Origin of the sequence: Holdemania sp. 1001302B_160321_E10 (assembly GCF_015552275.1) — a bacterium.
GTDB lineage: Bacteria > Bacillota_I > Bacilli_A > Erysipelotrichales > Erysipelotrichaceae > Holdemania.
Genome location: NZ_JADNEM010000022.1, coordinates 1 through 25496 on the forward strand (window position 1 = coordinate 1; position 25496 = coordinate 25496).

Below are 25496 nucleotides of genomic sequence, written 5' to 3' on the forward strand. Positions count from 1 at the left end.
TCACGGATAGTCAGTGATGAGGTTGTTGCCGGGGAGGATTATGAATTCTGTCCGGTTATTCAGATTATGATCGTTAACCGGCTGCCCAACATGAAAAAGCATTCTCATTTTACTCATCAGAGCCGATATTTCGTGATTGAAGATCACATCATGATGCCGGATGAGCGCTGCCGGATCCTCTGGGTAGAGATGGATTATCTAAGTGAGCTGGCGAAGAAACCAATCGAAGAGTGGCGGATGGCAGAAAAGATTCTTTATATGACACGGTACAGTTTAGATGCCGAAAAACAGGAAATCATTCGGGAGTTAAAAGAAAAAGAGGAGGTCATACAAATGATGGAAGAAAAGAAGATGGAGTTTTTGAGGAACACAAGTTTGTCTATCGCATTGATGAGGACACGATTTGATGAAATTGACGAACAGAAGATTTATGAAAAAGGGCAGCGGTTAGGGAAGAAGATCGGGGAATGCATTGGAGAGCGCATAGGCAGACAGCAAGGGGAACGCGTTGGCGAGCTTAATGGGCAGAGAATGATGCTTCGACAGATGTTGAGCTTCCAGATTTCGATCGGAGAAAAAGAAACAGATTTGCTTCAACAGTTAAATGGTGATGAGTTGCTGATATTATCGGAGCGGTATGAGATGATCAAGACATCCGAAGATCTGGCAGAACAGGTTCGTCAGATTGTGAATCAAAGGACGAATGCCATCCCACAGTCTAAGCTGGCGGCCACGGTTTAAAACTATCTTCAGAGGTGATTCCAATGATCAGAATGACAGAAGAACAGCGGATGGAGTTTTTGAGAAGTACAAGCTTGGACATCGCATTGATGAGGACACGGTTTGATGAAATTGACGAACAGAAGATTTACGAAAAAGGGCAGCGGTTAGGGAAGAAGATCGGGGAATGCATTGGGGAGCGCATAGGCAGACAGCAAGGGGAACGTAAAGGGGAAGCAAGACAAAGAATGATGCTTCGACAGATGTTGAGCTTCCAGATTTCGATCGGAGAAAAAGAAACAGATTTGCTTCAACAGTTAAATGGTGATGAGTTGCTGATATTATCGGAGCGGTATGAGATGATCAAGACATCCGAAGATCTGGCAGAACAGGTTCGTCAGATTGTAAGCCAAAGAAGAGAGCGAAAAATCAATTTAAACGAGTTTCCAGAGTCGGAAGCTTATAGAGAAATCGGAGAAATACTTTAAAAATTTTATTTTGTCTGTACCGTTATATTTCATAACTTAAACAATAGCGGTAAAGCAGGCAAGATGTATCGTATTCATGAGGACATACCGTTTAGATATGTGGGTTGGTATTCAATTTTTGATACCCCGTTAAAAAACACAGTCTGGTTCAGTTCAACAGTTCAACTGAATGAGAGGCTCTTCGATAAGATCTTAAATATCCGGACTAAAGCAGACATAGTTTTTTCACAAAAACTTTAATAAGATTTAAGAGTTGCCAGGATTGAATCATGATATACTCCTATCATGAACCGGAAAGAAGGGATACTGTGTTTAAAAATAAAAATGGAGAACTTCGTTCCGGCTGGAAAATCGCAGGAATGCTGGGAACGGTTTTCGGCGTTTTGTTTCTTCTTATGTTTCTCATTCAGTTTGGATTTGTGTTTATCATGACCACAACCGGGAATCTGGATCCGACGACTGCGGCCGCGACGCCGCTGGCTTTTCAGACAGCAGCGATCATCAACAGTTCCATGATGTTCTTACAGACGATCGTTATGATCACGATTCCGATTCTGTTATGGACGAAGGTGCTGAAAAAGGATAAGGCGTCGCTGGGACTTCCGCCGCTGGCGAAGCAGAGAAGGACAATGAGACAAGGACTGGCGATGGGCGCTGGCTCCATGACGTTAGTTTTTCTGCTTCTCATAGTCACGGACAGCGCACAGGTTTTGACTTGGATTCCCCAAGGCTCACCTTCGCTGCTGATCATGTTCTTCCTGTATATTCTGATTGGCTATTCGGAAGAAATCATCTGCCGCGGCTATATTCAGGGCGTTATGCGGCAGACACACAATCCAGGGCTGATCATTTTGGTGCCTTCCCTGATCTTTTCGCTGCTTCACTCAGCGAATCAGGGGATCGGGTGGCTTCCCTATCTCAATCTCTTTCTGATCGGCTTGTTTCTGTCGCTGATCACACTTTCCAGCGGCAACCTGTATTCGGCCATCGGTTTTCATATTTTCTGGAATTTCTTCCAGGGACCAATTTACGGCTTTTCTGTCAGCGGCGGTCAGGAAAGCGGTCTGCTGACAACCTATATGAAAGGCAATTCCCTGCTTAATGGCGGAACCTTCGGACCAGAAGGCGGGTTGATCGTAACGGCGGTCATGTTATTCATGATTGGCGCCTGGTATTGGCGGACAAAAGAACAGCTGCCGGAAATGATTGCCATGTTGAAAACTGAGGAGAATTCCGTCGCAAAACCGGTTTTCGTTAATGACGACACAAAATTCAGGCCATCGGGAATGAATACAGAGGAAAAGGCCAACGCAGAATCCATCCACATCAGTCAGGCTGAAACGCCGATCCGGTAAAAGCCTGAAGTAAAACGCGTTCACCCCTGAACTGACAGGATGAACGCGTTTATTTTAAATAAATCTGAACTTTGTAATCTGATTCCGGTTTAGTCTGCCGTTTTGGAGTCCGCTAACAGCCGGATTTCACTGCGGTATAAGAACAGGATGTAAACGAAGGTGATCGCCATATTCACGACGTTGCTGACAAGCGACAGGACGCTGGACCAATCGGATACAAACAGCAGTAAGACGGAAAACAGAATATTGAGCCCATAGCTGATAATCATCAATTTCCAGGTTGTTTCCCCATGCTTGACCAGCGCTTCTTCCTGCAGTTCACCCAGGAATTTCGTCGTTCCCTTGATGATGAAGAAATTCTGAAGAAATCCAAACACGGCGGCGACGACAGACAGGATCAGCGCCACGATCATAAAGGTTTGAGCCGCGCCGAGATTTCCATCGGCATACAGGCTGGAAAAGTAAACTGTCGCCATAGACAGAACCAGACTGCAGCCCAAGCTGCACAGAACCATGATAAAAGCCCGGTTATATAAAGCATCCGCTTTGCGGATTTTGACAATACCGACTAAAATGGTAATTCCGGCGATCAAGCTGATGAGATTTCCCACATTGGGCAAACTGACGAACAGCGCGATGACCTGACCGATGAAAATCAATTTCAGGGCTTTTCCGGCTGTGAAAAAACGTTCTTCTAACATAAAATGCTCCTCTCTGCGTGAATTTGCATGAAATTGCGATTGTACAACGGGAATTCTACCATAGAAAAGGGCGCAGGACAAGGCGGGGACCGGAATTGGGGTAGCGGCAAAAGGGATAAGCGGCAGAATTCAGGAAAGAATAGCGGATAAGGGAGGATTTGCGCAATGTACTTTAATTATCATGCCAAAGCGATGCGTCTGATCCGTCAGGGACATTGCACCCATTTTGAACTGGTCGAGCGATGGAATCAGATTGCTCCGGCGCTGGTGCTCTACTTTGACAACGAACCGCCGATGCCAATCCGTGAAGAGCGCTGGGCAGATTATTTTGAATTGATCGACGAAATTCATAACAAGACCATAAAGGAAGGGGAATAATCCTTTACTCTGGTTGGGAAATCCGCTAAACTAGAAGCGATTGAGAGGGTGATGACATGACGCAGATCAAAGCGGTTGTGTTCGATATGGACGGGGTTCTGATCGATTCGGAACAGTATTATCAGGATAGACTGATGGAATATTTCAGAGCGATGAAGGTGGATCTGCCGCCGCAGCGATTAAATCTGCTGGTCGGCGCGAATGGCAAGATGAACCTGTGGCCGAAAATTCTGGAAGGCATTGAACTGCCGCAGCCGTATGACGAATTCATGGTCGGGATGCGGGAATATCGCCATGCGCAGCGAATTGAAGATTATCAGGCGCTGTTGTTTCCGGGAGTGGAAGAGACGTTGAAAGCGTTGAAGGCGCAGGGAAAGAAACTGGCGCTGGCGTCTTCCAGTTCGTTTGCCATGATTGAGAAGATGTTGTCGGACACCGGTCTGTATCCTTATTTTGAACTGGTCACCTCCGGCGGAATGTTTAAAGAATCGAAGCCGAATCCGGAAATCTATCTGTTCACGGCGGAGAAATTGAAATTGGATCCGCGGCAATGCGTCGTTGTGGAGGATTCGCCGTATGGGATCCAGGCGGGCGTCTCGGCAGGAATGACGGTAATTGCCCGGCAGGGCGAACGATTCCCGATGGATCAGTCGAAAGCCCATTATTTTGTAAAACAACTGCCGGAAATACTGGCAATTCTGGCTCAGCTGGGCTGAATCGGCAAAAACAAATCAGGAAGTCAAGGCGATCGCCAACAGATCCTGATAGCCGCATGATTCCTGATTTTATTTCTATCCCTTTCGAAGTTTATCTGGAATTCAAGTCACAACCAGGCATAATGAGTCTTAAATCCAAGCGTAAAGCTTGAATATTACGTTTGATCCTGACTCATAGGCGTCAGCCGTGAAGGGCTGTGGATTTTGAAAAATCATCAAAAAAAACTGAAATCTGTTCCGGGCGATGCTTCTGGACAGATTTTTATTTGTGAAAAAACAAGTTTGTAAGCGCTTCACATTTTCTCTTGACTGGTCTGACCAGATCCTGCTATGATGGAAGAGTCGAAAAGGAAATCTCTGGAAAGAGATCGTCGAAAGAGAGGAACAAGGATGAAAAAACTGATGATTTTAGTCCTGGCTGCCGTGTTAGCCACCACGGCGGCAGGCTGCAGCGCAAACAACTCGTCATCCGCCGGCCAGCCTTCGGCGCAGACGAATGAAACGCGCGGCGTTACGCTGAGCGAAGGCGTCAGCGTTAAAGGCGTTCAGGCAGATGTCACCTATCCGCTGGAGGGATTGGACGACACGCTGGCGATGAACAATCTGACAACAATCAAAACGTATGCCGGACAAGGCCAGGTTTCCGTGACGCCGAAGGGAGCGGAAAGCTTCGATCTGTTCATCAACGGAACAGCCGTCGATCACAGCGAATTTGCGGGGAAAGCCTTCACGGTCGATTTCTCGGCTCTGGCAACCAACGAGATCAACACGATTCAGGTAACCAACATTCTTCCGGAAACCGCAAGCGTCAATATTAAAGTTGACTATCCGACGGTGATCGAAGGGACACCGGAGGAAGTCGGCTTCAGCAGCGAGAAGCTCAGCTTTATTGACGATCTGCTGAACAAGGAAGTGGAATATGGATTCCCGGGTGGTCAGCTGGTCATCATCAAAGACGGAAAGATGATCAAAAACACGGCTTACGGCTATGCCAATTCCTACAATCAGGATGGAACGCGGATTGAAAATCCGGTGCCAAGCACTCCGGAAACCTTATATGATTTAGCGTCCAACACCAAAATGTACGCGACCAACTATGCGCTGCAAATGCTGGTCAGCGAAGGCAAGGTCAACATTACCGATACGATTCAAAGCTATTTCCCGGAATTCAAGGATGAAGCAGGCGCTGCCATCCGGGGCAAGGACACGATGACTCTCCAGAACATTCTGGAACATCAGGCCGGATTCCCGGCCGATCCGCAGTATCATAACGATACCTACGACAAGGATGATGGAATTGTCAACGGCGTCAACGATCTGTATTCAGTGGAAAAAGCCACGACCAGGGAAATGATACTGAAGACTCCGCTGCAGTATGAGCCGGGAAGCAAGACCGTATACTCTGATGTCGACTACATGCTTCTGGGACTGATCGTCGAACAGGTTACCGGCATGGATCTCGATGTCTTTGTCGAAGAAAATATCTACAAGCCGCTGGGCCTCGATCACATCGTCTTCAATCCGCTGCAGAAGGGATTTGAAAAAGACCAGTGCGCGGCAACCGAGCTGAACGGCAATTCCCGCGACGGCGCGATTTCGTTTACGGTTAACCGTACCGATACGATTCAGGGCGAAGTCCATGATGAAAAAGCTTTCTATGCGATGAACGGTGTTTCCGGTCATGCCGGTCTGTTTGCCGACGCGCAGGATCTGGCGCGCTTAGCGCAGGTCATGCTGAACCAGGGCGGTTATGGCGATGTCAAGCTGTTCTCGAAACAGACGATTGATCAATTCACCAAGCCGAAGTTCACAAGCCAGACCTATGGATTAGGCTGGCGGCGCATGGGCGATCATGGTTACAGCTGGTATTTCGGACCACAGGCCGGAGCTTCAACGTATGGTCATACCGGTTGGACAGGTACACTGAGTTTAATCGACCCGGAAAATGATATGATCGTCATCTGGCTGTCCAACAAGATCAACAGTCCGGTTGTCGATCCGACGGTCAATCCGAATTATTTCTATGGCAACCATTTCATCGGCGGAACCCTGGGCGGTGTGGCGACGCTTGCTTATGACGCACTGAATCCGACATCCATGGACAGCATCGATTCCCTGTTGGCGCAGATGGTTGCGAACAAGCTGACATTGATCGAAACTGACGAAGGCTATCAGAACGCGGCGGACGAACAATCGCTGCAAGCCTTGATGGATCTGCTGGTCAGCCGTGTGGAAAAGACCGGCTCGGCCGCCGTGAAGAGTCAGGCCGAACGGCTGGTTGAAAAACTGAGCGATGAAGCGGCGAAAACGGCGCTGAACGAACGGCTGGCTGCGGTGAAATAAACAATCTCGATTCATCAAAATCAGGATTTCACGCAAACTGTTGGAATGCAGAAATCTGCGGCAGGGAGCCTGCTTTCAGGCGCAGGGTGCTGAAAGGGCAGAGCTTGCCAAAAAAGAATCAGGATCAGGAAAAGGTTCTTCCTCAGCTTAGGGCAGACCTGAAATTTTCATGCAAAGAAGCAGGGGGTATGAAGCGTTATCAAAACTTCGTACCCCTGTCTTTTTATCTTTCCTCAAGTTTAAGAAAGAACACGGGAAAAGGAGCGGATTGAATTTCGCTTCTTTTTGCTTTTGTGCAGATGAAAAATTGAAGTCTTCATTGAACCCGCTCTAACTCGCCTCTTCGCTCCATCGTGCGGTAATCATTTTTCAGCCATTCCCCTTCCCCTATTTACCTGTTTCTTCATCAGAAACAGGAAAATGAGAGATAAAAAGCGGACTGCCCGGGCGTTATGTACACCGTCAGGCAATCCGCTGTTTTCGTAAGCAGCATTAGAGATAAAACGGAAATCTTTGAGCGAAAATCTTATTCTCTGTCCGTCGGTTTCCAAGATCCGGATCAGGGATGGGATAAAGTTTCGGCCTTTTCCGTTAATTGATCCTGAAAATAACCGCTGCCAAACAGCCGCTCATATTGCAGGGTCTGATAATCCTCAAGGACAGCGGTGAAATCCGTAGATTCCCAATGACTGTACGCATTTCCCTGCGAATCCATATAGCCCGCAAAGGTAACGACCGGCAGCGATGTGCGCAGAGTCTGTAAATACTGACCATAAGCATCCGGTTCCAATCCGGCATAGTTTAACAGAAGCGACGACAGAAAATTAAGACTGATTTCCGGCAGCGCTGTTTCCGGCAGGGGGTAATTAGCCCAGAGGACAAACGGAACTCGAAATTTGTTCATATACTCTTCCATGGATAATGTGCCGTCTTCCACGCCATAAGCTTTGTCCAGACATGCCGGTTCCACGGAAGGCTGGTGATCGCCGAACATCAGAATCAGCACCGGTTCATCCTGTTGGCTGAAATATTCAGTCAGCCGCAGAAACTGGTCTTCTGTTTTGTGAACGAGCGTCAGATACTGTTCGGCCATCGGATAAACGCCCGGCTGATCCATCAGGCGAATTTCCGCCGGATAGTCCTTGACAGTGTACGCGCCATGATTCTGAATGGTGACGTTAAACAGAAATAACGGTTTGTCGGGATCGCGATGTTCATAGTCCCACACAATCTGATCAAAATCTGTTTCATCGCTGACATAGCCATGTTCTGTGATGATCGGAACGTCCAGTTCATCTGCGCTTTTAAACGAGTCGAAGCCCAGCCGCGGATAAGCCTGATCCCGCTGCCAGGAACTCCGCTCGCCCGGATGAAACGCCGCCGTTTGATAGCCGAGCTGTTTCAGCTGGGAAGCCAGAGAAAAGGAATCCTTTAAAATATATTGTTGATAAGGGATGCTTCCAGAGGGCAAAAAGGCCATCGAATTTCCGGTGAGAAACTCAAATTCACTGGCGCTGGTACCCGCGCCGAAAACGGAAGCATAGGCGTGGGAGAACCGGGCGTTATCCAGCTTGGCAATACCGTCGATGACGCTTTCGCTGAGCTGAAGATTGCCGAATTCTTCAAAATCCGCCCACGATTCATTCATGATTGCGATGATATGCGGTTTCTGATTCAAAGTCAGTGCCGGCGCCTTTGCAAAGACGGAGCTTAAGATCTGATCCAGCTTTTCTCTGGAGGTATCGGAAGGAACTTCGACGTTCATGAATTCGGTATTGCGCAGGAAGGTAGCGAGGATTCCGCTTTTCTGATAAGCGCCGCGCTGATCCCAGACATCTGTCTGAACGTTGAAGCGGGCCAGGTTTTTCGGAGAGGTGAAGACCGCGCAAAGCAGCGCCAGCGTCAGGCAGAGAAGCCGCAGCGGCAGGGGAAAGCGTCGGCAGAGCGCATGGGGCAGTACGTCAAACCTGCGGAAATGAAGGAGAACGATCAACGCTCCGATCAAAACTACCGCAGCGATGATCATGGGCCCGGTCGGCGTAAAATCATAGGTGGAAGAGACGGCCAGCGCCGTGTTCAGCGCCGTCAGGTCCCAGGGCAGAACCGGCGTGCCGCGGAAGACGGAGACGAAATAATTGATCGCGCCTAAAAGCGCGCAGGCCGTGTGGATCATAACGCTGGCGGCGGCCGGTTTGCGGATCAGGGCGCAAAGCAGATAATAAAGCACGCCGACGCAGATCGCGTTGGCCAGAAAGGCGGACGCGGAAATTTGCCACGGATCGCCGCAGTAGACATACTGCATCAGAAAGACGGCGGTAAAGGGCGTCGCGCTCATCAAGCACAAGCCTCCGATCCGAAGCCGATGCTTATTTATATTTTTTAACACGTGGTTCAAGGTGTTTATCCCCCTTTCATGTTCGCTTTCACAGAACGAACAACTTGGCTTATTTTAAACGAGTTCCCCGGAAAGATCAAGAAAGCCCTGGGAATTCACTAAAAATTCCCATATTTAAAAGGCTGCTTGCGATTGGCGTAGGGGGGAAAACCGCTGAATTCAGCAAGCGATAGCGGCCGAGAACAAGGAAATATGAAATGGTTAAACAGCGATCAGAATCAATCGGCGAGTTTAACTGCCGCAGGATTTGCGGAGATAGGGAAGCAAATTCGGGAAAGCGGAAAAAAGCGAAGCTTGACAACAAGCCGGACACCCTTCTTATCGTGCTTGCCCTCTGGGATATGGCGGGCTTCGATGAGTTTGTCAATCAGGGGGAAAAATTGAGTTCAGGCATTGATGCAAGGCAGCGATCCTCTCTGGAAAGCTGCAACATTGATCCCGAAAATACAGCGTCCATTCTCTGCGGACGTTTCCCGCCGTCTTGCATTCATTGTCATTTCGCCTTACAATACCTTTCATAACCAGCTTGAATAAGGGGGAATTCAGGATGAAGCGGGAAAACTGGGCGTTTTTAAAACGGGTAATTTTACTCTCGCTGCCGGTCATGATCCAGCAGCTTTTAACGAATATGCTGAACCTGTGCGATACGATGATGATCGGCGGGATCGGGGAGAATGCGATCAGCGCGGTCGCGATCGTCAACAAAGTCTTTTTTGTTTATCAGCTGATTTTATTCGGATTAAGCAATGGGATCGGAATCTTCATCTCGCAATACATGGGGGCGCGGCAGGAGGATCAGATTACCGATCTGTATAATTTTGGACTTGGCTTGTGCTGTGTGATGGGGATTCTGGTGACCGGAATTCTGGTCATTTTCCCGCAGCCGATTCTCGGTTTATTTGTTCAGAATCCGCTGGTGCTGGCGGATGCGGAAGCGTATTTAGGCGTGCTGCTGTGGACGCTGCTGCCGTTTGCCTGCACGTCGATGATCAGCGTGGCGTGCCGCGTCATGGGCCGGCCGGCGATTCCGATGGTGTCCGGCGTAATTTCCTGCCTGGTCAACATTGTGTTAAACGCGCTGCTGATTTATGGTTTATTCCACTTTCCGCGCTGGGGAGTGATCGGCGCAGCGGCCGCAACGATGATCGCGCGGTTTTTGGAAGCGGCTTATTTGTTCTATGCCTCCCGCAAATATCTGCCAACGCTGAAGCTGCGGTTAAAAAATAATCTGCCCTCTTCGATGCGTTGGACGGTTATCCGCAAGGCGCTGCCGCTGATGGGAAACGAATTGATCTGGTCGCTGGGGCTGAACATGATCTTTATTAATTACAGCTTTATCGCGGAACAGTACATTCCGGCGATCACGGTGGTCGACAACATCAGCAATCTGGTCTACGTTGCCTTCAGCGGCTGTTCGGTGGCGGTCGGGGTGATCATCGGTCAGGCGTTAGGTTCAGGGAAGCTGGACCAGGCAAAGCAGGATGCAAAGAAAATGATCGGCTTTGCGCTGACGGTGTATCTGGCAGGAGGTCTGATTTTAGTGGCGATCCATCGCTGGGCGCCGGTCTGGTTCTCGCTGAGTCCGGCGAATGTTTCGATGGCGGCGGTTTTAATTCTGGCGAAGGCATTTCTGGCCTGGACGCAGGGCTACGCGAACACGGTTTATTATATTCTGCGGGCGGGCGGCGACACGAAGTCGGTGCTGATCATCGACGGCCTGTTTACCTGGTTTGGCCCGGTGCTGCTGAGCTTTCTTGTCGCGCGGGTATTCCGGGTTTCGTTGTTTCCCGCTTACTGCATCGTCGAAGGCGCGGGTTTAGTCAAAGTTTGCCTGGCTACGGTTTTTCTGAAAAAAGGCAACTGGCTGAAAAACTTAACGGACAGTTCGTCAGAAAGAATTCAGGCTGAGCAGGCGTAATCTTTCTATAATAAAGCAAGGCAGACGCGTGATACTGGATTGTGAGGAACAGATTGACGGAAAATAATCAATGAATTTGAACAACGAATCAAAGAAATAAAGGAGTTAAAAAAAGCATCTCTTCCTGCCGCGAATAAGCGCTCCCGGAACAAGCGGGACGCAAAATTGCCGCGGGGGCATCAGGACAGATATGCTTTTTATTTCGTTTTAACAGGGAAAAAATCGTTTAATCATATTGATTAAAATAATGGCGTCAATAAGAGCGCGATCAGTAAGGCAGGAAGCAGATTGGCGACCCGAATTTTAGTGTTAAACATCAGATTGACGCCGACGCAGAAGATTAACATGGAACCGGTCATGGCCAGATTGGCGATCATCCCATCCGTCAGCACCGGGGCGATCAGCCGCGCCAGGAAAGTGATCGAGCCTTGGAACAAAACGAGCGGAATGACGGAAAAGACCGCGCCTTTACCCAAAGCCGAAGTAAAGATCATGATGATCAGACAATCCAGCACCGCTTTAGTGATTAACAACGACGGGTCGGCGGACAAGCCGTCCTGCAGCGCGCCGACAATCGCCATCGCTCCGACGCAGATCGTCAGCGAAGCGGTGAGGAACGCCTCCATGAACTGATCGTCCTGATCGCTGCCGGTTTTCTTTTTCAGCCAGCTTCCGAATTGCTCAAACCGGAATTCAAGGTTAATTCCTTCGCCCACCAGCGCGCCGGCAGCCAGGCTGATCACCGCCAACATTGTGCCCTGTACGCTGACAACACTATTTTGAATCACCAACATTTTTTCCAGGGCTCCGGAAATTCCGATAAAGATCGAAGATAAGCCCAGCGCCTGCATTAACGTGTCCTGAAACCGCTGCGGCAGACCTTTACGGAAGATCAGACCCAGCAGCCCGCCGCCGATGACCGCCAATCCGTTTATCAATGTCCCTAAACCTGGTATCAATGTTATCCCTCTCTCTCTGTTTACCGGCTTCTTGTTTTCCCTCGCACGTTGCGCTCAGAGGCTTTAATCGGCGCAGTGAGAAACAGTGGAATTCCATCGCTGAGATAGTGAAGAAAACCGCAGTCTATCGCATTCCCGCACCTATTTCTTGAATTCCCCATAAGTTTTATAGATTTTTTCTTCATTGTTCATGACGGTCTGACTTGGCTGATAATCCGTATCACCGTAAATATTCGCATGCAGATGACGCACCATATCACTGTAACTGCGCACCAGATAACCACCCAGTCCCGGACAGCGCATGATATCGTCATATTCGCCGCTCGGTTCTTTATACGTTTCAATTCTGGTCAGATCGAAGCTCAACAATGAAACGAGATATTTTTTGATCTCGGAATTCGTCAGGTTCGTCGTGATATAGGGAAGCATGTCGTTGACGATCTCCATCAATTCCAGAATATTCTTATGCTTCAGTTTGGCGATGATCGCGTTAATCACGTTGTTCTGGCGGTCCATCCGCACGAAATCACTGTCGATGTAGCGCTGCCGGCAGTACATCATCGCGTCGTAGCCATTGAGCGTATTGGTTCCCGTCTGCACGCTGTGCTTCGTTTTTCCTGTCAGCGCCCCGACTTCCCTGGCCGTCAGATCAATGTCGACGCCGCCGATCAGATCGACAAGCCTTTCCACCGCGTTAAAACTGAATGTCACATACTGCGTGATGTCCAGGTCCAAGTTGTAATTCAGGGTCTGAACGGCCAGCGTTGCGCCGCCGAACCAGTAAGCCCAGTTGAAATGTCCGTATTTTTGATGATCGCCGGGAATCCAGACGACGACATCCCGTTCCACGGACGTAATTTTTAATTTTTTGTTATCAAAATCAAGCGATACAATTTTCATCGCGTCGCTGCGGTCCTCGTCGGTGCCCGTCGGCCCCTGGCTGTTATCCGCGCCAAACAAAGCGATATTCACCAGCTTCCGTTCTTTCACCGCTTCGCTGACTTCCGGCGCGATCGCCGCCGTTTCGCTCTCGATGGTTTCGCCATGTTCCATTTTGTTAAGCATCGCATCCATCGCCCAGTTGGCCGCGCCATAGCCGCAGCCGCCGGTCAACAGGATGACGGCGATGACAATGCATCCTGTTTTTACCCCTTTTTTCAATTCCTTCACCTCTGCGATAATAAACGAGTTCATTCCTTTATCTTTTTCATTATACCAGTTTGAAGCCAAAGCGAAATGATAAAAGCAGAAAACCGGCGACGCAGGAACATCTCAGCAGCTATTTTGTAAATATAATTCAACTCATCCCTGAAAATAATAAACAGGAATGAAACGCAGGGATAACCGCACAGATTTTTTGAATAACAGGTTAAATCCGCAGGCAGCGATCGGGATGAAGCCGGATGACGAAGGGGCAAAATTAACTGGAGTTATGATTTTAATCTTTTGGTTTGTGAATCTGGTTTTTTCTTTCCGGCAAGAATGTATAAAATCACTGCCAGAATAATGATCAGGCAGCCGAGGATCTTCGCCGTCGTTAATTCTTCGTGCAATAACAATGCGCCGCAGATCACGCTGCCGATCGGTTCAAACAGGCAGAAAATCGAAGCGGTTGAGGAACCCAGAGCTTCAATACCTTTTTGAAGCAGGACCACCGCCAGAAACGAGGTCATCATGGCGATCACAATCATCGTCAGATAGGAAATGACCGGCTGTTGATAATGCAGACCATCGGTAAACGTTCCGACGAGAAAGAGATCGGCGGCCGCAAACAAAGCCAGCCAGAATGAACAAAGAAATGGATTCATCCGGGATAATCCTTTCTTTTCCAGCAAGACCAGATAAAATGCATAGGTCATTCCTGAAGCCAGCGCTATCGCGACGCCCGTCAGGTTTTTCAGATTGCCGAAGTCCATGAAAAACAAGGTGCCGGTCAAGGCCAGGATTAACGCCAGAACTTTAATTTTGCCCAATTTCTCGTGATAGAAAAAGCGGCAGAACAAAGCGACGAACAGCGGGTAGAAAAAATGCAGCGTGGTGCCGGCGCCGACGCCGATATAGGAATAACTGCTGTATAAAAGCAGCGGCGTAAGACAGGATCCCATTGTTGCGACGAACAACAGGGCGAGAAACTGATCCCGCGGCAGCTTAACCGAAACCCGGCTGCGTCGCATCAGAACGAACAAAACCGGAAGCACAAACAAATTACGGAACATGACCATGGTCAGCGGATTATTGCCCCAATCATAAGTCCAACTGACGAAAACCGGCGAGATGGCAAACAAGAGAGCGGAGAGGATCGTTAAAACGATGCCTGTCGTTTTCATGACGCATTCCTTCTTCCTTTTCTCCTTTTATTATAAACCTCTGGAAAGTCAGGTGAAGCAAGATGATTGCACGAATATTGAGGAAGTCGATTTTCATCTTGATTTTTCCATGAAATCTCTCTATAACTAAATCAGAACCTGAAAAGGAATTCCGTCAGGACGCTCCAAAGTCATGGAGATGGGAAACGGAAAACAGGGGGGAATAATGAAACTGATTGAACAAACCAATTCACAAAAACGGGTTTTTACCGGACGGCTGATTCATGTGCGGCATGATGAAGTTACCTTGCCCGACGGGACGGAAACGATCCGTGAGGTCGTTGAACATCCCGGCGGCGTGGCGATCGCAGCGCTGACCGATCAGAACGAGCTGCTTCTCGTCGATCAATTCCGCTATGCCCAACAGCGGATCATGCGCGAAGTCCCGGCAGGCAAACGAGAACCTGGCGAGGATCCGTTAGTCACCGCGAAGCGGGAGCTGCAGGAAGAAACCGGCTATACCGCTGAAACCTTTGAGTTTATGGGCGAGATGGTGCCGACCGGCGCGTATCTCGAAGAAACAATACAGATGTATTGGGCAAAGGGACTGACCTTTGTCGGTACGCATCTGGATGAAGATGAATTCCTGAACTGCGTAAAGGTGCCGTTAAAGGACGTCGTCGATCAGGTGATGCGCGGCGAGATCATCGACGGGAAAACGATCGCGATGACGCTGAAATTACAAGCTTTATTGGAGGAAGAACAATGATGAATTTCGACTGTTTTGATCAACCGTTTTCATCCAACCGCTATCCGGTGATGGCGCGCAGAGGGATGGTCTGTACCGGATCGGCGCTGGCGTCGGCAGCCGGCTTGGAAATGCTGCGGCAAGGCGGCAATGCGATCGACGCGGCGGTGGCGACGGCGGCTGCCCTGACGGTTGTGGAACCGACGGCCAACGGACTGGGCAGCGACGCGTTTGCGATCGTCTGGCATAAAGGAGAATTGATCGGGCTGAATTCTTCCGGCTTTGCACCGCAGGCGATCAGTGCTGAACAGGTCAAAGCTCAGGGTCATTCGACGATGCCGACCTTCGGCTGGACGCCGGTCACGGTGCCGGGCGCGGTCAAAGCCTGGAAAAGCCTGAACGAGCGCTTCGGAAAGCTGACGCTGGCGCAATGTCTGGCCCCGGCGATCCGCTATGCCCAAGAAGGCTATCCATGTTCCCCGGTTTTAGCGCATTACTGGCAGGCGGCTTTTGACAAGTACAAAAAAGAATTTGCCGGGAAACCGGAGTTTGACGAATGGTTTGCGACGTTCGCTCCGCAGGGACAAGCGCCGCAGGCGGGGGATGTGATCACCTTGAAAAATCATGCGGAAACATTAAAAGAAATCGGCCGCACGCAGGCGGACAGCTTTTACCATGGCCCGCTTGCCGATCAGATCGACGCCTGCAGCCGCAAATATGGCGGGTACCTCCGCAAAGCGGATCTGGAAGCGTTTGAAAATGAATGGGTCACTCCGATCCGGCTGAATTACCGCGGCTATGAAATCTGTGAAATTCCGCCGAATGGGCAGGGGATCGTCGCCCTGATGGCGCTGAATATTCTGAAAGAATTCCAATTTCATGAGAAGCTGCACGTGGAAACGGTTCACCGTCAGCTGGAAGCAATGAAGATGGCGTTCAAGGATGGCTTGTTCTATATTACAGATCCGAAGGCAATGAAGGTGAAAACGGAACACCTGCTTGATCCGCAGCTGGGGCGTCTGCGCGCCGCTCAGATCACGGACATTGCGCAGGATCCACAGGTCAGCGAGCTGCCGCAGAGCGGAACGGTGTATTTATGCACGGCGGATGAGGAAGGCAACATGGTGTCCTATATTCAGAGTAATTATATGGGCTTCGGCAGCGGCATCGTCGTTGAGGGCACCGGCATTTCCTTGCAGAACCGGGGTCATGATTTCTCGCTGGATGACAAGCATGCCAATTATTTAGAGCCGCGCAAGCGGACGTATCACACGATCATTCCGGGATTTTTGATGAAAGAGGGGAAAGCAGTCGGACCGTTCGGCGTCATGGGCGGCTATATGCAGCCGCAGGGGCATGTCCAGGTGGCGATGAACCTGATCGACTTTCATCTCAATCCGCAGATGGCGCTGGATGCGCCGCGCTGGCTGTGGGAACGGGACAACCGGATTCTCGTTGAACCGCACTTCCCGACCGCTTTAGCGAAGGCGCTGCAGAAGCGGGGACACCGGATTGAGGTTTGTCTGGATCCCGGCGTTTTCGGCAGGGGACAGATGATTCTCAGAATGGAGAACGGCACGTTGATCGGCGGGACAGAATCCCGTACCGATAGCAACATTGCCTGTTTCTGACAATGGCTTCGACATTGGAATTTGTCAGGTATGTGTGCGATCAGCTGGCTTTGGCCGGCACAATTACCTGGAAACGAATGTTCGGGGAGGTTGGCCTGTATTGCGATCAGGTGTTCTTTGCGGTGATCTGCGACGATCAGCTGTTTATTAAAATCACGCCGGAGGTGGCGGCCAGGATGCCGGATTGTCCAAAAGCGCCGGCTTATCCGGGCGCGAAGGAAAGTTTTTTGATGGAAGATCTGGATGACCGGGAAAGACTGGCACAGATCGTCCGAGCGACCTGTGACGCTTTGTCCAAGCCAAAGACGCGGCGGCCGAAAACCGCAAAATCCGAATGATGTCTAAAAATGATGTCTAAGATAGAACGGCAGGTTATGCTCTGTTCTATCTTTTTTTCTTTTTTTCCTGAATCCGGCAGTCAGTAAGCGGGGATGAACCTGTCGTCGCCGGCAGCGGTGGGTTAAAGAAGAAATTTCGGCAGAATTCGTCTTATTGGAAATCCGGTTTTGCGGTTTTGTCGTAATCGTCCGGGCTTGCGTGAGCGTCGTGCAATGCTCCTGCTGAACGGTATTGGAAGATGCGAAATTCCCATCGGGAGATAAACCGCGGAATAACTTTGACTTCTTCGCAGCACCAGACAGTACCGAAAGTAAAATAAAAGGGGACAGGGAAGCTGTGCTTTAAAAGAAAAACGAGGGAAATCCAAAACGGGAATCCCTCGCTTTCCATCCAGATAACGGATGTTCAAATCCTTAATGTTACAAGCCGTTAAGGACGATAACGTTCTTCATTATAAGCGTGCGTCAGTTTTTTGAACTGATCGTCCGGTTCTTCGTCCTGAACTTCCTGCCAATATTCCCATGGCGTCGCAGAAGGGGCGAACGGATGTCCTTTCCGAATTCGCTCGTCAACCGCTTCTTTATATTGTTTTCTTACGGGCGAAAGTGCTTCCGGATGCAGCCAGGAATGCAGACGCTGACGCAGTGTCGGCCGGGGTTCCAGCGCGGAGGCCGCGATTTTCTCACTGCGGAAGTTGCCTTCCAGAGAAGGGTAATGCGTTTTCCGGATTAAACGAATGAACCAGCGAAGTAAGAGAAAAAGCAGAAGCCCGGCGGCGATGATGAGGATCAAAGTCAGAATTCCATTGAAAAGCGGCGAAGTCGTCATTGCGGATTCTGGGTTCTGCGTGATCGTTGCTTCGCTCTGGGGCGGCTGCATCGTGACTTCTGTTCCTGTTTGATGCGCCAGAATCCAGCGGATCAGACTTTGCAGCGACAGGATGATCGCCGAGAAGACAAACGCGAAAATTTCGATCAGACGGCTTAAAATCCAGGTCAGCACCTGGCCTGCTCCCTCAGCGGCGGCAAGAATCAAAGCGCTCAGCGGCCCGATCGCCAACGTGGCCGCAAGCTGAATTCCAGCCATCCTGAGCAACAGTTTTTCCTGATCGGGATCGAGCTGGTACAGGGATGCCGGATCAGCCGGATTGAATAGTTGAGACTGCACGCGCAGGCATAACGCCGCCAGTGCCAGCAGCAATGAGCTGCGGATCAGGTCCGGACTGGCGCTGACCGTATTGATGAGGATCAGGATTAAGCCGCCGATCCCCAACCGTCCCCAGGAACAATCCCGGAAATTTTCCAGCGTCAGGATCAGGCCGGTTTCCAGAATCAGTCCGACGGCGGTTAACGCAATCGCCGGAATATTTTTCTGCAAGGGAAGCAGAAGCGCAAAGATCACGATGTTCAGCCACAACAGGCCAGAGCGCAGCGCTGGTTTTTTCTTGTTGGAAAGCAGCGACAGGCCCCATTGCAGGATGAAGAACAGGACACATCCCGGCAGGAAAAGCATTCCGGACAGAAACGCCTGCGCCAAGACAAGCATGATCCACAATCCGCACAGAACCTGTTGGAAGGCGATCAGATAAGGAAAGCACCGTTTCATTCTGTTCCCTCCTTCCGCAGCGGCAGCGCCTGACAACGCGCCGGCAGTGTCCTGGGATCGGGCAGCGTCCAGCAGACCAGCGTGACGGCCGTGCCCTGGGCGCAGAGTTTCATCACCCATTCGCGGATGGCGTCCGTCAATGAATTGAGAATGAACAGGCAATGATGCGAGGCATCCAACAGCTGTGGATATCGCTGAAATAACCGCGTCGGTTCACCCAGCGGATAGGGTGCGGCACAAGCTAACAGATCCAGACAGCTGACCGTATGGTTCAGACTGGTATCGCACGCCGAGGTATCCGCGACGGTAAAGCGCACGACGGCATTGGTGACCAGCGCTGCAGGCAGCTGTTGGCGCTGGCTTTGGTCCAGTACGGCGGCCGCGAACTGCACCGCGCTTTCCATAAATTCTGCATCATCCGCAAACAGATTCTGAATCGACTGCAGGATTAAGAAAATCGAAAATGCCGGATCGGAGGTATGATCGTATTCTTTGACATAAAACGATTGATACCGCGCCGTCGCCCGCCAGTCGATATCGCGGAAGCTGTCCTGCGGCTGATAGGGACGCACGCCGGTATAAAAGATCGGATCCGGATAGAGCCAGCGGCGTACTGACTGCTGCCCCTGAAGACCGCACGGACTGGCATCGAGCGCCGCCGGGAATTGCCGCAGGGGATGGACGACGCATAAACGCGGCGCAGCCTGCGGACCGTCCAGCTGGGTCAGATTCAGATAATCGGAAAGCGTCGTTGCGGCCCGGAATTCGCCAGCCCCACGCTGTTTCGCAGTGAATTGCAGCGTGCGGGTTTTCTTCTGGCGTCCACTCAGGGTCGTATGCAGGACAAACGCATTCGTCGCGCTTTCGCCGGTCAGGGACAGATCGGTTTCCTCGCATTCCAGAATCGCGGGAAAAGTGATCCGCACCGCGGCATGCGGCACGCTCATCCGCTTTTTATTCTCCAGAATCACCGTCAGCGTCAGCGTCTGTCCCGGTTCCAGCCGGCTGACGTCGCTGAGCAGCGTGACCGTTAACTCCCGAGCGCCGCGGCGTTCAAAATCATAGCGTCCCAGCTGGGCGAGAAACAGACCGAGGACGAAGATGAACAACAATGTCATGGGGAATCAACCCTGAAACTTTTCAACCGGAACCGGGATCTCTTCCAGAATCTGCGCCAGCACGGCTTCTGCCTGTCGGTCCGATCCGAGGCTTAATCCGCCCAGAATCAAACGATGCGCCAGCACCGGCTGGGCACAGGCTTTCAAATCATCCGGCAGCACATAATCGCGCCCCTGGATCGCGGCCGTCGCTTTCGCGCAGCGCACCCACGCCAGCGCTCCGCGGGGACTGACGCCTAATTGAATCCGCTCATGCGCCCGCGTTCTGCCTACGACCTGCAGCGCATACGCCAACAGCTCGTCATGGATCTGAACTGCGTCGACCTCACTGCGCAATGTAAGCAGCTGTTTTCCGTCGAGCACCGGCGAGAGCTGCGGCGCGGCTGCCTGAGCGCTGAGATTTTTCAGCATTCGCTGTTCCTCCTGCGGCGAAGGATAGCCGGGATGAATGCGAATCATAAACCGGTCGATCTGCGCTTCCGGCAGCGGGAAGGTTCCCTGATTTTCAATCGGGTTCTGCGTTGCGATGACAAAGAACGGCTCCGGCAGCGGATAGGTTGTACCCTCCACGCTGATCTGGTGTTCTTCCATCGCTTCCAATAAGCTTGACTGGGTGCGCGGGGCGGCGCGGTTGATCTCGTCCGCCAGCACAAGCTGGGTAAATAACGGACCCGGCCGGAATTCGAATTCCCCTTTGGCCTGATTGTAGAACTGAATGCCGATCAAATCGGACGGCATCAGATCCGGGGTAAACTGAACCCGCTTAAACGAGAGGTTCAGCGATTGGGCGACTGCTTTGGCCAGCGTCGTCTTTCCGGTGCCGGGCACGTCTTCTAACAGAATGTGGCCTCCGGCTAATAAACTCATCATGATCAGGTCGCAGCTCTGTTCGCTGCCGACCATGATCTGTTCGATATTCTTCTTTAATAAGGATGCGGCTTCCTGACATTTCATGGATATTCCTCCTGCGATTTTATTTATTTTATCACGAATTGCGTCCCGTATTTGAAAAGTCCTCTGAAAATTGACTGGGAAAATGATTGAAATTTGTAAAATTGAAATATTTCAATGAAATTAGACAAAAAGTCCCAAACTGTTCACCGCTCCTTCATTGAATCTGAAAGCATTCAATGAGATAATAAAGCCAATCGGAAATTGGTGTTTCCTGTCGCAGGAAAGGACTGATGACCAATAAGGAAGACAGGAGGCGGATGAAATGTATGAACGCATGCTGGACGGCGGGCATCGTCCCTCCACTCTGGAAATTCAAAATACGCTGGGCATGAAAGCTTGTGCTTATCTGAACCTGTTGGAAACACGGCTTGCGGATCTTTACGATCTGCGCAAAGAACTCCGCTTCCCTTTTGGCAACGATTACGGTTGGGGTGTGAAGTACAGTCACAAGGCTGTTCACTTAGTTTACGTCTTTTTTGAACAGGGAGCGTTCACCGTGATGCTTCAGATCGGCGACGCGCGCGTGCCGTTGATGAAAGAGAGCCTGTCCTCATGGAGTGAAAAGGCGCGGACTCTGTGGGAAAACCGGTATCCGTGCGGGGAGGAAGGCGGCTGGATCCGTTATCGAATTCTGGAACAAGAGGAAATTGAGGAAATAATCCGGCTGATCATGATAAAAAAAGCGCCGCCGAAAAAACGGTGAAATACCATTGGAAACCAACGATAGAAAGGGGCTGACTTATGCGAAAAGGCAATCGTTTATTACTGATTTTGACCGGCATACTGGGATTGTGCGCCGTGGTGCTGCTGCTTCTGGTCAGCGTGTTCCGGGTGGAAAGCCTGACGATTATCGAACAGAATACCGAATTGATCTATCAGAGCAGTTCGGCGGAAATGATGGGCTTTGAATTCAGTTATTTAAGCGCTCAGGACGAACCGAAAACCGTCGCAACGATGCGCTTTGTCGCCAGGGATTTTCCGGTCTATGTGATCGGGCGCACGACGCAGAGCTTCGGTCCGTTTGAAGTGACGACGGTGCAGGCGGTCATCGCGCCGATGGACACGGAGTGGCCGGAAAGCGGCGGGCTGGACTTGTCCGACGCGATCCTGACGTTCACCGACGGCAGTGAGGAACAGATCCGGCTGGGCAAGCTGAAGCTGGTGCCGAAAGAAAAAAATGAAGGTCCGTATGAAATTACGGAAATGACGTCCAAGGATGACGGAAGCTTTACGATTCGGTTAAACGCGACGAAAATGCTGCATTTTGCCAGTATTTCCAGTACGACCACGGAAAATGTGCTGGATGTGCTGGAACTGATTATCAACGACAAGCCGGTGGAGGAATGGAAAGGGTTGCTTGTGCCGCAGGGCGAGATCGTGATTCAGGGCAGCTTTAAGGACAAAACGGTCGATCCGCTGCAATCCATGCGGCTCAGCCCGACGATGGTTCTGGAAGATGAAAAAGGCAATCCGTTCGATCTTCAGTTTTCCACCCAGCGCAAGCGGCAGGAAGGGTTTAACGTCTTCAACCTGTTGTCGACCACGCGGAAGGGAGGCAGCGAATGAAAAAGGGAATGCTTCTGATTTTCTGGGGCCTGATGTTTCTGACCCTGACGATCGTAAAACTGCCTTGGGAAGGGCTGGTTTGGGGTTTTAATATGATCGGCTACGGCTTGTGCGCAGCAGGCATGCTGATGAGCTTCAGAGCCAGCGAAATCCGCGCGTTTCTGATCTCCGGCGTCGGTCTTTTAGGCGCGATGATCTGCTGTCTGTTGTCGTTGGCGGCCAGTCTGCCGCTGCGGTACAGCGGCATTCTGATGCTGGTATGCAGGATCTTTGAACTGTTCGGCTTTGCGAAAATGTTTGAAGGGTGCTGGCGGCAGTTCCGCCGTCGGCGGCTGCGGGAAAAAGCGAAGGAAACGGATCTCCGCATGAAAATCTACATGCTGGCGTTCACGTTATGCGCCATCGCCGAGGCGGCCTGTTGGTTCATCGGCGCGGCCTGGGCCTCGCAGATCGTCCAGCTGATCATCCGGCTGGTTTACGGCATGTTGATGGCGTGCGTTATGCTGTATTCGGAAAGCGACTCGCTGCTGCCACGCGAGGAAGAATCGAGAATTTGAATTTGATCAGAAAACCGGTTCGCCGGTTTTTTGTCCTTTTGGCGAGTGAAAATTGAAAAAATGATAAAACGGAATCGCACGATTAGGGAAGTGTGTTTTCAGATGTGAAGAAAGAGCTTCTGATTTCATTCGGATGATTCGATTTTATAAAAGAAGCGTTAGCAAGTTGATTAGACAGTTTATCTTACAAATATCAATATGATTTTTTCCAGAATCCTACTTAACCAGACGATTGGGAAAACAATCGTTTTCTTCCTCTTTATAAGTTCATAAAATCTGTTATAATAGTAAACGTTTTGAGAGAAGAAATGTCAGTCGCAATCCCCTGACAATAAACAAAACACGAAAGGAATTCAATAAGATAATGAAAAACAAAACTTTAGTTCGTTTTTGTATCAGCGCGGTGATCGCCGCGTTGTACGCCGCCGTTTCTCTGGCGTTAGCGCCGCTTTCATTCGGACCGGTTCAGATCCGGATCGCGGAAGCGATGACGCTGCTTCCGGTTTTATTCCCGGAGGCGATTGCCGGCGTGACGCTGGGCTGTTTTCTGACTAACTTGATCGGCGCGATCATGGGCGTCAATTTGTTAGGCTTTTTTGATGTGCTGGCGGGGACGCTGGCGACTTTCCTGGCCGCTCTTCTGACCTGGAAGTTCCGCAAGCTCTGCGTCAAAGGACTGCCGCTCGTTTCAGCGCTGATGCCGGTGCTGTTCAACGCCGTGATCGTGGGCGCGGAATTGGCGTATGTTCTCTATCCAACCGCTTTGGTTACCGGCTTTATGATCAATGCGCTGGAAGTCGGTTTTGGCGAGCTGATCGCCTGCTTCGTTCTGGGCTTGCCGTTAGTCAAAGCGCTGGATAAAGCGCAGGTGGCCAGGCGCTTCGGATTATAAAGGTAAGATCGACTCTGTTGAAAAGACCTCTCAAGACAGACTGCTAAAGGGATTTCGGACGCTTTCGGGCGTCTTTTTTTGTACCATTCCTGATAACCACTTTTTAATTCTTCTAATTTCATGAAAGACCTTGCCTTCCTTCCCCTCTATCCTTTACAATGAGGGGAAAGAAGGAATGTAAGAATTACGGGGGGGAAAGAATGGGCCGGGAAAGAAGGCAAAGGAAGAAACAACATCATTGGACAAGAACGCTCACAGTCATGATGATCGGGATTTTGCTTTGCGGCTGCAGCGTGAAGCCGACATCGGATGTGCCGATGCCTTCGTTGGTGCCAACGCCGACAGCGAATGAAGAAACTCTATTACGGCAGTTCCTGAATGATAAAGGTGTGATGGATCGCCTGAATGCAGCCTGGTATGATTTTAGTCATCAATATGAACTGGACATCACTGAAGCGGCATGGGTCTTTACAGATACATTGGGTCAAGGAGATATTGTCGTCAATCTAATTAATTCTGAAATCACTTTTGGTTTTCCTGATGTGACGATCGAATACAAAAAGAAAGATCGCGTTATTAAAACAGCAGTATTTTCAGCGCAGCTTATGATGAATTTGAAGAGCTCTGATTCTGTTTGGCAATCGGAAATCGTTACAGAAGACCATCAGCGGTTCCTCATTCAATTCGACCCGCAAACTTTGGAGCTTCAAGACGCAGAATTGAATTCTAAGACGTTAGGGAAGAAAATGAATTTTGCACCATCGCTTTATGGTCAGTGTTTGAGTTATTTTAAACGATATTGGAATCAATCGCTGACTCAGCGCACTCTGATTCAACAAATGGTGGCAGTCGCTGCTGAAATTAAACCAGGAATGAATCTGAATGAACTGGCAGAAAACTTTGCTATACTTTATGATCAGCATGTTGATATTCTGGAACCTGGGGCGATCACGCCGGATATCACGCTGGAAGTGGAAATGAATTTTAATGATAAGGATACGCTATATCTGAAGGATACGACAAAGCTTGAGAAAACATTGTACCTGTTCACCGCGATGGATCAGGGCTTCGACGATCCCTCTGCGATTGATTGGGAAGCGCTGGCGCCAACCTTGATGAGCGCGATTCCTGACTATGGCTGCGATGGCCGATATTGCAGGAATGCCGAAGGACAGGTGCGGTTTGCGGACTTCGCGATCCGCGAGGGCTATGGCTCGCTGGTTACCCAGCCAGACATGAACAAGGCGGCAAAGGTGCTGAGCGGGCAGGATTATGTTTATGACGATTATGATAACCGGAAGTTAAGCAGCGGTGTCGTTTACAGCCAAAGTGTGAACAGCTATGTCGCCTATTCCCGCGAAGGCGACTGGCTGCCAGCCAGTCCCGGTGTGATCGTTTTGGATCAAAAGCAATCAGATAATCGAATCACCGTGGATTTTGTGACCTATGTGCCTCATTGGGATAACAAGCTGATTGTAGAAGGGATTCCGATCGAAGCCGAAAATGGATTGAACAATGCCAATCAAAAGATTATTCAGACGGTGAAAGACAATCTCGACCGCATGCCGCACTGGACTGCGGAGCTGGAAGATACCGGTGATGATCAGTTTTACCACCTGCTTTGGGCTGTCCGGTATTAAGCGCAGGGAAAAAAGAGAGCGTTAACAAAAGAAAACTATCCGTTTATCCGGGCGGATAGTTCTTTTCTATGGAGAAATTCAGCGTTCTATCCCGCCTGCGCAGGAAGGGAAAGGTTGTAGCGTAACTACGGTTAACCGTGATATAATAGCACAGGAGATCAAGGGTG

At 50.3% G+C, this 25496-nt stretch carries 24 protein-coding genes; 16 read left to right on the forward strand and 8 right to left on the reverse strand.

The genetic code is table 11. The annotated features are described in order from the left end of the window. From I2D94_RS12910 to I2D94_RS18710, 3 genes are all read left to right on the forward strand, one after another. Positions 1-741, forward strand: a 741-nt coding sequence (locus I2D94_RS12910; RefSeq protein WP_195397187.1) for a hypothetical protein, incomplete at its 5' end; no start/stop codon positions are given. Positions 742-764: 23 nt separating this feature from the next. Next, entirely contained in the window at positions 765-1208 is a 444-nt protein-coding gene (locus I2D94_RS12915; protein WP_195397189.1) for a hypothetical protein, read from the forward strand. Positions 1209-1516: 308 nt separating this feature from the next. Continuing rightward, positions 1517-2563 (forward strand): CPBP family intramembrane glutamic endopeptidase, encoded by a 1047-nt coding sequence (locus I2D94_RS18710; RefSeq protein WP_072685265.1) that lies wholly within the window; start codon positions 1517-1519, stop codon positions 2561-2563. An 89-nt stretch (positions 2564-2652) separates the two neighbouring features. Here I2D94_RS18710 and I2D94_RS12925 read toward each other — a convergent pair whose 3' ends face one another. Next, positions 2653-3264, reverse strand: a complete 612-nt coding sequence (locus tag I2D94_RS12925; protein WP_072685266.1) for a hypothetical protein — start codon at positions 3262-3264, stop codon at positions 2653-2655. A gap of 165 nt (positions 3265-3429) precedes the next feature. Between I2D94_RS12925 and I2D94_RS12930 the strand changes: the two genes are divergently transcribed. From I2D94_RS12930 to pbp4b, 3 genes are all read left to right on the forward strand, one after another. After that, positions 3430-3642: a thermostable hemolysin delta-VPH gene (locus I2D94_RS12930; protein WP_072685267.1), complete on the forward strand. Its 213-nt coding sequence runs from the start codon at positions 3430-3432 to the stop codon at positions 3640-3642. A 56-nt stretch (positions 3643-3698) separates the two neighbouring features. Beyond that, the gene (locus tag I2D94_RS12935) at positions 3699-4358 is read left to right on the forward strand and encodes an HAD family phosphatase (protein ID WP_072685268.1); all 660 of its coding nucleotides are present in this window, start codon (positions 3699-3701) and stop codon (positions 4356-4358) included. 390 nt (positions 4359-4748) lie between these two features. Beyond that, positions 4749-6701 (forward strand): penicillin binding protein PBP4B, encoded by a 1953-nt coding sequence (gene pbp4b, locus I2D94_RS12940; RefSeq protein WP_159432817.1) that lies wholly within the window; start codon positions 4749-4751, stop codon positions 6699-6701. 559 nt (positions 6702-7260) lie between these two features. On the opposite strand, the gene I2D94_RS12945 is transcribed toward pbp4b, so the two are convergent. Continuing rightward, entirely contained in the window at positions 7261-9036 is a 1776-nt protein-coding gene (locus I2D94_RS12945) for an LTA synthase family protein (RefSeq protein ID WP_195397191.1), read from the reverse strand. 257 nt (positions 9037-9293) lie between these two features. Between I2D94_RS12945 and I2D94_RS12950 the strand changes: the two genes are divergently transcribed. Both I2D94_RS12950 and I2D94_RS12955 read left to right on the forward strand, forming a co-directional pair. Next, entirely contained in the window at positions 9294-9617 is a 324-nt protein-coding gene (locus I2D94_RS12950) for a hypothetical protein (RefSeq protein WP_195397193.1), read from the forward strand. 26 nt (positions 9618-9643) lie between these two features. Beyond that, entirely contained in the window at positions 9644-11014 is a 1371-nt protein-coding gene (locus I2D94_RS12955) for an MATE family efflux transporter (protein WP_195397195.1), read from the forward strand. Positions 11015-11253: 239 nt separating this feature from the next. On the opposite strand, the gene I2D94_RS12960 is transcribed toward I2D94_RS12955, so the two are convergent. The 3 genes from I2D94_RS12960 to I2D94_RS12970 all read right to left on the reverse strand — a co-directional run bounded on the left by I2D94_RS12960 (position 11254) and on the right by I2D94_RS12970 (position 14300). Continuing rightward, entirely contained in the window at positions 11254-11973 is a 720-nt protein-coding gene (locus tag I2D94_RS12960; RefSeq protein WP_229056880.1) for a DUF554 domain-containing protein, read from the reverse strand. A 141-nt stretch (positions 11974-12114) separates the two neighbouring features. Next, a complete protein-coding gene (locus tag I2D94_RS12965) occupies positions 12115-13167 on the reverse strand; it encodes an LCP family protein (protein ID WP_195397196.1) in 1053 nt (350 codons plus the stop codon). 236 nt (positions 13168-13403) lie between these two features. After that, on the reverse strand, positions 13404-14300 hold the full coding sequence (locus tag I2D94_RS12970; RefSeq protein WP_195397198.1) for a DMT family transporter: 897 nt from the start codon (positions 14298-14300) through the stop codon (positions 13404-13406). 205 nt (positions 14301-14505) lie between these two features. Between I2D94_RS12970 and I2D94_RS12975 the strand changes: the two genes are divergently transcribed. From I2D94_RS12975 to I2D94_RS12985, 3 genes are read left to right on the forward strand one after another with little or no spacing between them, the layout of a single operon-like run. Next, positions 14506-15048 (forward strand): NUDIX domain-containing protein, encoded by a 543-nt coding sequence (locus I2D94_RS12975; RefSeq protein WP_072685274.1) that lies wholly within the window; start codon positions 14506-14508, stop codon positions 15046-15048. Next, a complete protein-coding gene (locus I2D94_RS12980) occupies positions 15045-16658 on the forward strand; it encodes a gamma-glutamyltransferase family protein (RefSeq protein ID WP_072685275.1) in 1614 nt (537 codons plus the stop codon). Before I2D94_RS12975 ends, I2D94_RS12980 begins: the two co-directional genes overlap by 4 nt. A 2-nt stretch (positions 16659-16660) precedes the next feature. After that, positions 16661-16996 carry a TfoX/Sxy family protein gene (locus I2D94_RS12985; protein WP_072685276.1) on the forward strand — a complete coding sequence of 112 codons (336 nt, stop codon included), beginning with the start codon at positions 16661-16663 and terminating at the stop codon, positions 16994-16996. 430 nt (positions 16997-17426) lie between these two features. On the opposite strand, the gene I2D94_RS12990 is transcribed toward I2D94_RS12985, so the two are convergent. The 3 genes from I2D94_RS12990 to I2D94_RS18715 are packed head-to-tail and all read right to left on the reverse strand — an operon-like array spanning position 17427 to position 20782. Then, positions 17427-18602 (reverse strand): DUF4129 domain-containing protein, encoded by a 1176-nt coding sequence (locus I2D94_RS12990; RefSeq protein WP_072685277.1) that lies wholly within the window; start codon positions 18600-18602, stop codon positions 17427-17429. Beyond that, positions 18599-19720 carry a DUF58 domain-containing protein gene (locus tag I2D94_RS12995; RefSeq protein WP_195397200.1) on the reverse strand — a complete coding sequence of 374 codons (1122 nt, stop codon included), beginning with the start codon at positions 19718-19720 and terminating at the stop codon, positions 18599-18601. Before I2D94_RS12995 ends, I2D94_RS12990 begins: the two co-directional genes overlap by 4 nt. 6 nt (positions 19721-19726) lie before the next feature. Further along, positions 19727-20782 (reverse strand): MoxR family ATPase, encoded by a 1056-nt coding sequence (locus tag I2D94_RS18715; RefSeq protein ID WP_308560092.1) that lies wholly within the window; start codon positions 20780-20782, stop codon positions 19727-19729. 154 nt (positions 20783-20936) lie between these two features. On the opposite strand from I2D94_RS18715, the gene I2D94_RS13005 reads away from it, so the two are divergent. The 5 genes from I2D94_RS13005 to I2D94_RS13025 all read left to right on the forward strand — a co-directional run bounded on the left by I2D94_RS13005 (position 20937) and on the right by I2D94_RS13025 (position 25329). Next, the gene (locus I2D94_RS13005) at positions 20937-21377 is read left to right on the forward strand and encodes a DUF3788 family protein (protein ID WP_195397202.1); all 441 of its coding nucleotides are present in this window, start codon (positions 20937-20939) and stop codon (positions 21375-21377) included. Positions 21378-21415: 38 nt separating this feature from the next. Beyond that, a complete protein-coding gene (locus I2D94_RS13010) occupies positions 21416-22240 on the forward strand; it encodes a hypothetical protein (protein WP_072685281.1) in 825 nt (274 codons plus the stop codon). After that, complete coding sequence (locus I2D94_RS13015; protein WP_072685282.1) at positions 22237-22797, forward strand: hypothetical protein; 561 nt, start codon at positions 22237-22239, stop codon at positions 22795-22797. The genes I2D94_RS13010 and I2D94_RS13015 overlap by 4 nt, the downstream gene beginning before the upstream one ends. 364 nt (positions 22798-23161) lie before the next feature. Further along, entirely contained in the window at positions 23162-23689 is a 528-nt protein-coding gene (locus tag I2D94_RS13020; protein WP_072685283.1) for a QueT transporter family protein, read from the forward strand. 260 nt (positions 23690-23949) lie between these two features. Further along, complete coding sequence (locus I2D94_RS13025; RefSeq protein ID WP_072685284.1) at positions 23950-25329, forward strand: hypothetical protein; 1380 nt, start codon at positions 23950-23952, stop codon at positions 25327-25329. Positions 25330-25496 lie beyond the last annotated feature (167 nt).

Coding starts and splice junctions, on each gene's coding strand:
- I2D94_RS12955 (WP_195397195.1), top strand. CDS start 9,644: ATGAAGCGGGAAAACTGGGCGTTTTTAAAACGGGTAATTTTACTCTCG.
- I2D94_RS12915 (WP_195397189.1), top strand. CDS start 765: ATGATCAGAATGACAGAAGAACAGCGGATGGAGTTTTTGAGAAGTACA.
- I2D94_RS12965 (WP_195397196.1), bottom strand. CDS start 13,167: ATGAACTCGTTTATTATCGCAGAGGTGAAGGAATTGAAAAAAGGGGTA.
- I2D94_RS12945 (WP_195397191.1), bottom strand. CDS start 9,036: ATGAGCGCGACGCCCTTTACCGCCGTCTTTCTGATGCAGTATGTCTAC.
- I2D94_RS13015 (WP_072685282.1), top strand. CDS start 22,237: ATGAAAAAGGGAATGCTTCTGATTTTCTGGGGCCTGATGTTTCTGACC.
- I2D94_RS12925 (WP_072685266.1), bottom strand. CDS start 3,264: ATGTTAGAAGAACGTTTTTTCACAGCCGGAAAAGCCCTGAAATTGATT.
- I2D94_RS12985 (WP_072685276.1), top strand. CDS start 16,661: ATGGCTTCGACATTGGAATTTGTCAGGTATGTGTGCGATCAGCTGGCT.
- I2D94_RS13025 (WP_072685284.1), top strand. CDS start 23,950: ATGATGATCGGGATTTTGCTTTGCGGCTGCAGCGTGAAGCCGACATCG.
- I2D94_RS12995 (WP_195397200.1), bottom strand. CDS start 19,720: ATGACATTGTTGTTCATCTTCGTCCTCGGTCTGTTTCTCGCCCAGCTG.
- I2D94_RS12990 (WP_072685277.1), bottom strand. CDS start 18,602: ATGAAACGGTGCTTTCCTTATCTGATCGCCTTCCAACAGGTTCTGTGC.
- I2D94_RS13020 (WP_072685283.1), top strand. CDS start 23,162: ATGAAAAACAAAACTTTAGTTCGTTTTTGTATCAGCGCGGTGATCGCC.
- pbp4b (WP_159432817.1), top strand. CDS start 4,749: ATGAAAAAACTGATGATTTTAGTCCTGGCTGCCGTGTTAGCCACCACG.
- I2D94_RS12950 (WP_195397193.1), top strand. CDS start 9,294: ATGGTTAAACAGCGATCAGAATCAATCGGCGAGTTTAACTGCCGCAGG.
- I2D94_RS12930 (WP_072685267.1), top strand. CDS start 3,430: ATGTACTTTAATTATCATGCCAAAGCGATGCGTCTGATCCGTCAGGGA.
- I2D94_RS13005 (WP_195397202.1), top strand. CDS start 20,937: ATGTATGAACGCATGCTGGACGGCGGGCATCGTCCCTCCACTCTGGAA.
- I2D94_RS12970 (WP_195397198.1), bottom strand. CDS start 14,300: ATGAAAACGACAGGCATCGTTTTAACGATCCTCTCCGCTCTCTTGTTT.
- I2D94_RS12975 (WP_072685274.1), top strand. CDS start 14,506: ATGAAACTGATTGAACAAACCAATTCACAAAAACGGGTTTTTACCGGA.
- I2D94_RS13010 (WP_072685281.1), top strand. CDS start 21,416: ATGCGAAAAGGCAATCGTTTATTACTGATTTTGACCGGCATACTGGGA.
- I2D94_RS12935 (WP_072685268.1), top strand. CDS start 3,699: ATGACGCAGATCAAAGCGGTTGTGTTCGATATGGACGGGGTTCTGATC.
- I2D94_RS12980 (WP_072685275.1), top strand. CDS start 15,045: ATGATGAATTTCGACTGTTTTGATCAACCGTTTTCATCCAACCGCTAT.